This window comes from Deltaproteobacteria bacterium (assembly GCA_016931625.1).
GTDB lineage: Bacteria > Myxococcota > XYA12-FULL-58-9 > XYA12-FULL-58-9 > JAFGEK01 > JAFGEK01.
The window spans coordinates 1-5,647 of sequence record JAFGEK010000092.1; the positions used below are offsets into that span (position 1 = coordinate 1).

The following is a 5,647-nucleotide window of genomic DNA, read 5'->3' on the forward strand; positions in this document are numbered from 1 at the left end:
AAAATTAGGAATTTTAAGTGAGCTTATTCGAAAAGAGTGTCTATAATATTTAATAATAAGTGAAAATTTGCATTTTTTAAGTTTAGAGATATAAAACAATGTTACTTAAATTTAATAAATAATTACATAAAGGTAGCAAGCACCCTTAGTATGCCAATTTGCATTGAATTGTTATAATTTTAAATTAGCTCGGTTTGCGCATACTACTGGTTTTAGTTGAACGCGGTTTATCTGCGGTTAACCGCGTAGGTTTTCGTGTTGTTGTTTTTGCCGCACTAGCAGTTGTGGCTTGTGCTATACTGGCGGTTTTGCTTGAGCCATTACCACCCATAAGTTCGGCTTCAGCTTGAAACCAATCATTCTGGTCGTTACCATCGCTGCCACCACGGCTTAAATATAATTCATAAGCTCGGCGGGCAACTGCATCATAATCTGGGCTTGAGTTGGTAGACATGGTTTTTGTGCTCCTGAAGAAACGCTTTACACCCTAATTCGCGCTGCAACACCTCAAGTAGCTCACCACAATATTAATAACCTAAATACATTAATAGCATTGATTGGGCGCCAGTCAAGCAACGTATTGGTACTTCAAGAAGATAAAATGATTATTTATAAATTATCAGGGGGTGTCCCTAAATATTTAAGTCATTTTTACGACAATATTGCTAATGACATTAGCAGCTTCATCAGCACGATCGGCAGCATTAGATAAATGTCGATAAATTTCGCGAGTTTTCATCATATTTACAATGTTTTCAGCTTCTGCAGGTCCTGCAAATAATTCAGCAATAGCTTCACGATAAGTTTTTTCCATATCATTTTCGATACGTTTAGCTTCACGAGCATGATCGTTAGCTACACTTGGATGTTTCTCTAGACGCTGAAAAGCCAGTAACATTTCTCGTGAAGCATCTAGTAAATGCTGTGCCATTTTGCACATATGCTCATTTGGTTTTACCGCAAGCATGTTCATTTCATGTACTGTTGAGTGAGCATAATCGAGCACGTCATCAACTGCGCGAGACAATTCGTAAATATCTTCACGGTCAAACGGGGTAACAAAAGTACGATTTAGTTCATCAACTAGCATACGGCGAACTTCATCAGCATCTTTTTCTGCAATATTCACTTTCTCTTCATGTTCCGTACAAGGAGATTGCATATATGCAACCAATCCCTCTAAACCAATTACGTTAAGTTCGGCTTGCCGGGCCAAGTTATAAATAAAATAATCTTGTTTTGAGCGAAATAAGCTCACAAAAACCTCCGTACAATAAAATAAACAACAACAGCAATTAATGCCGAAGACGGAATACTAATAATCCAAGTCAAGAATATTTGTTTTCCGACCCCCCAGCGTACTTTAGAGAAACGCTCTGCACTACCGGTACCCATCACGGAACTTGCTACGACTTGCGTAGTACTAACCGGGCCTCCAAATATTGAAGCACCTAGAATTACTGCCGCTGAACTTAATTGAATAGCAAAACCATGTACTGGTCTAATCTTATAAAGACCCCCACCAAGAGTACGAATTAATCGCCAACCACCAATTGCAGTTCCTAAAGCGATTGTACCAGCACTTAGGGCAACAACCCAAATTGGTATTTTAAATTCACTTAGCATGCCACCGGCAAATAGAGCCATTGTGATCATACCCATAGTTTTTTGAGCATCATTGCTACCGTGCGACAAAGCTAAGCTGATAGCGGTAATTATTTGCCCACGTTTAAATAACCAGTTTATTTTTGGCGTTGCTTTACGTGCTAAAAAAAGTATCAATTTTAGTATTATATAACCGGCTAAAAAACCTAATGGTGGTGAGATTAGTAAGGCAATTATTACTTTTACAATTCCGGAAAAATGTACGATTTGAATCACTTGATATAGATCATCAATATTATTAAAGCCATTCTGAGAGTATGCAAGAACATTGTTTGCAATGCCAGCACCGATAAGGCCGCCCACTAAAGAATGCGAAGAACTTGACGGTATAGCTAATGTAAATGTGGTAAGATTCCATACAACTGCAGCACAAATAGCCGCTAGAATAATTGGCAATTCCTGCGGCGTTACTTGCAATTTCAATAATTCTTTTCCCAATGTAGTTGCCACTGCGACGCCTAGAAGAAAGGGACCGCAAAATTCAGCAATTGCAATTATCCCTAAAGCTTGTCGTGGTGATAAAGCCCTAGAGGCTATCATACTCGAAACGATATTAGCACTGTCATTAAAACCATTGAGAAAATCGAAGATAAGCGAGATAACGATTATGATAATTAGTGTAGTAACCATGTGTCTTTATAGTTTTAAAGTCTATAGTAGCCTAAAGGCAAGAATAGCTATTAAAACTATACAATAACTTAGGAGGTGTCCCTACATCTGCATACATAAAATATAGTAAAAATACGGTTTTATTACCTTGAACAAACTTCTTAAAGATGCCGAAGAGTCGTATTTAGGGTAAATTTTGCAGATGGCGGTATACACCCATTTATCAGAACGAGCGCTGCGTCAACATCTGCGACCGTTTAAATTGGGAGACTTTATTGAAGCACGTGGTGTTAGTGCTGGCGCCATTAATACTATTTATGAAGTAAGTACTACACGTGGAAAGTATATCTTGCGAATTTTAGAAGATCGCCCACCTAGTGATTCATATTTTGAAGTGTGTTTGCTTGATTATCTCTGTCATCGCGCTTTGCCGGTGCCGATTATGATGGATGCAGGCAAATTAGGCAGGGTTATTTCTATTTCTCCGCGTCAACATCTTTCTGTTTTTCAATATCTACCTGGTCGTGAAATTGGAGTATTTGAAGTTAGACCAGAACATGCTGCTCAAATAGGTACTTTTCTTTCTGGTATGCATCAAGCTACACGAGGTTTTCGCAAACGACGTCGCAATCGTTTTGACCCTGAACGCATTGCTGATGTTTTAGAGAGATGTATCTTAGGGGTAAATGAGGCATCTCAAGTACGCGACTTACGTATTTTAGCAAACGAATTGTTGCGGCATCATTTTCCGTTAGATTTACCACAAGGCGTCATTCATGGAGATTTATTTGTAGATAATGCCCGTTTTATTCGTGGCAAATTAGTTGGAGTGCTTGATTTTGAAATGGCTGCCAACGGACCTTTAGCATATGATTTAGCTATAACTATCGTTGACTGGGGCTTTCTTAAAGACCGTTTTATTCCTGAGCGCGCTAGAGCCTTAGTTATTGGTTATGAAAGTCAACGTCTTTTAGAACCAATAGAAAGAAAATATTTATACGAACTATGTCGTTTTGCTGCGACTCGTTTTGCGGTAACTCGCTTTCTTGATTTTGAAATATTGCCACGTCAAGTTTGCTCGCGCCGTTATAAAGATTATCGTCACTTTATGTCGCGATTAAAGGCGCTCAAAGATATGGGCGGACAAAAGTTTCGTTCATTAGTGTTACGACGGATGTAAAGATTGACACAGTGTCAATCTATTATCTGATACCTAAAACCTGGATAAATAAATGAACCTTTAAGTAAATCACAATCTTTTTCTGTTACCCCCGCATTTCTACATACGCGATACCAATTTTGTTTTATCATAGCTTCCATACTGTCAAGAATTTTAGTCGCCTGCTCAATAGTTAAAAGAAAACGAGACACCTGCGACAATAAATTTTTTGCATTTGCAAAACGACCCCAATCACCGCAAACTAAAGCAAGGTCACGTCTTTCTATACTTATTGGATTCGCAGGTATCAGATCATACACAGGTGAAAGATGCCAGTTTTGTTCTTTGGCAATAATCGCATGATTGCGCGGATGATCATCTGTGTTTGATATCAAAATTCCTGCAGGTGCAATTCCTGCAGGTGCCAAACACCAAAAAAACGGACCTCATTACGTTGACACCAAAATTACACAGATGTAGAATTTACATCATGTCATATAAAGTGTAGAGGTGCTTCATTGATACGCACACAAATTCAGTTACCTGATAGATTATATAATTCGCTTAAACGGTTAGCCGAGCTGCAAGAAACATCTTTAGCAGACATTATTCGTCGTGCGACTGAAAAAGAAATTCTTGCTCATCCTGAAATTGATACAATATCAGCTAAGTGGTCTCTACCGACTCCGCGTGCCCTTGGTATACGCAAAGAAGTCCCGGTTCAAGATTGGCGACTTTTAGCAAATGAAGATAACCTTGTTTAAACTTAGCGACTAAATGAATGCTATGATTTCAGTTGATACTAATATCCTTCTTTATGCCTATGATAATCTTTGCTCGGAACACCAAGCTGCACATGACTTTTTAATTAAGCAAAAGCACAATAGAAATTTTTGCATTTGTGAATTGGTGCTGGTTGAGCTTTATGTTTTATTACGAAATCCAAAAATAGTAACACAACCTCTTGCTGCAAACGAAGCTGTTGGAGTTGTACAAGCTTATCGCACAAACCATAATTGGGCAGTTATTGAAGGTGGCAATGGAATAATGCAAGAGGTGTGGGCGATTGCGAAAGCTGATAGCTTTGCACGTCGACGAATTTTTGATGCGCGTCTTGCATTTACCCTATTACATAATGGTGTTACCGCATTTGCCACGCACAATGTTGCTGATTTTGAAGGATTCGGATTTAGTAACGTCTGGGATCCAATTGAAAATAAATAAATAAATTTATAGCCATAATTACCACTTGCTGCCACGTGTGGCACCATTTACTACAAGGCTATTAGATCAAAATGAGGTAATTTTACCCCCTCCAATGATCATGCGATGCTCAATGGTGCTTTTGGTGGCGCGCTTCGTTTGGGCTACCGGGATTTCATGCTCGGCAGTATTGGGTATCTACACATGCCAAATGCCTACTGCTTAAGTGAAAACTTTCGCTATCCCGAGCGACACGCTACAGGCGTTCCATTTGCCGCTTTCGATGGACGACCAACGTTCATGCATCGCTTGTTGTGGGATGGGAACCTAGAGATTGCAACCCTTGGTCATTTTGAACTCACCCTAGCACTTCCTTTCGATTTAAGTCCGCAATATAGCTATGGAGACTATCTGCCGTTGGGAGGTGGCTTTCAAGACGGCCTTTTTTGGGGGCTTACATCATTGCATTCAACTATCAGTCATCGATTTATGCAAAATATCGGTCCCTCTATTCAAACATATCAGGCCTATACCACGAATCTACCGTTAGATCTGATCGGTCATTACTTGCTTACGGGTGGGGGCCTTTTAGGCAAGGATTTTCCAATTAATCGGAGCATCGAAGCTGGCATTCTTTTCAATGGACCAAATGAAACTTTTTTCAACTTGCAGGCATATACATACCTTGGACCAGTTGTCAGCAACCGGCATGGGGAAAACATGCGCGCCAAGCGATATGGTATTTTTAGTGAACCAATGTTCTCAGTATCGACATGCTTGCCAATAGGGTCCTTTGGCAGCATCTCGGGTAATCTTGTGGGACGTGTATCTAAAAAACCACTCGATGAGGCAGCCCTTGCGATCAACCTTGGCCCTTTCAGTCTTTCAACAAGTTGGAAAGACATAACAGGTTCAGGATTTTCGCCAAGGTTTGCTGCAAGCATGACAATAAACCTTCATAGACGATAGGTGTCTAATAGACTTGATTACGAATAATCTCACTTAAAATTT

Annotated in this window: 8 protein-coding genes; 4 read left to right on the forward strand and 4 right to left on the reverse strand. The window is 39.7% G+C overall.

Annotated elements, in window-relative coordinates; genetic code table 11:
* Window positions 1-184: 184 nt before the first annotated feature.
* The 3 genes from JW841_08445 to JW841_08455 all read right to left on the reverse strand — a co-directional run bounded on the left by JW841_08445 (window position 185) and on the right by JW841_08455 (window position 2,295).
* On the reverse strand, window positions 185-454 hold the full coding sequence (locus tag JW841_08445; protein ID MBN1960962.1) for a DUF2934 domain-containing protein: 270 nt from the start codon (window positions 452-454) through the stop codon (window positions 185-187).
* Between the two features lie 186 nt (window positions 455-640).
* Entirely contained in the window at window positions 641-1,258 is a 618-nt protein-coding gene (locus JW841_08450) for a DUF47 family protein (protein MBN1960963.1), read from the reverse strand.
* Window positions 1,255-2,295, reverse strand: a complete 1,041-nt coding sequence (locus JW841_08455; GenBank protein ID MBN1960964.1) for an inorganic phosphate transporter — start codon at window positions 2,293-2,295, stop codon at window positions 1,255-1,257. The genes JW841_08450 and JW841_08455 overlap by 4 nt, the downstream gene beginning before the upstream one ends.
* Window positions 2,296-2,476: 181 nt before the next feature.
* Here JW841_08455 and JW841_08460 point away from each other — a divergent pair, with 181 nt between their 5' ends.
* A complete protein-coding gene (locus tag JW841_08460) occupies window positions 2,477-3,454 on the forward strand; it encodes a homoserine kinase (GenBank protein ID MBN1960965.1) in 978 nt (325 codons plus the stop codon).
* A 14-nt stretch (window positions 3,455-3,468) separates the two neighbouring features.
* Here JW841_08460 and JW841_08465 read toward each other — a convergent pair whose 3' ends face one another.
* The gene (locus tag JW841_08465; GenBank protein MBN1960966.1) at window positions 3,469-3,861 is read right to left on the reverse strand and encodes a HipA domain-containing protein; all 393 of its coding nucleotides are present in this window, start codon (window positions 3,859-3,861) and stop codon (window positions 3,469-3,471) included.
* Between the two features lie 90 nt (window positions 3,862-3,951).
* On the opposite strand from JW841_08465, the gene JW841_08470 reads away from it, so the two are divergent.
* The 3 genes from JW841_08470 to JW841_08480 all read left to right on the forward strand — a co-directional run bounded on the left by JW841_08470 (window position 3,952) and on the right by JW841_08480 (window position 5,605).
* The gene (locus JW841_08470) at window positions 3,952-4,197 is read left to right on the forward strand and encodes an antitoxin (protein MBN1960967.1); all 246 of its coding nucleotides are present in this window, start codon (window positions 3,952-3,954) and stop codon (window positions 4,195-4,197) included.
* A 22-nt stretch (window positions 4,198-4,219) separates the two neighbouring features.
* Window positions 4,220-4,657: a PIN domain-containing protein gene (locus JW841_08475; protein MBN1960968.1), complete on the forward strand. Its 438-nt coding sequence runs from the start codon at window positions 4,220-4,222 to the stop codon at window positions 4,655-4,657.
* 105 nt (window positions 4,658-4,762) lie between these two features.
* Window positions 4,763-5,605: a hypothetical protein gene (locus JW841_08480; protein ID MBN1960969.1), complete on the forward strand. Its 843-nt coding sequence runs from the start codon at window positions 4,763-4,765 to the stop codon at window positions 5,603-5,605.
* The last annotated feature ends 42 nt before the right edge of the window (window positions 5,606-5,647 follow it).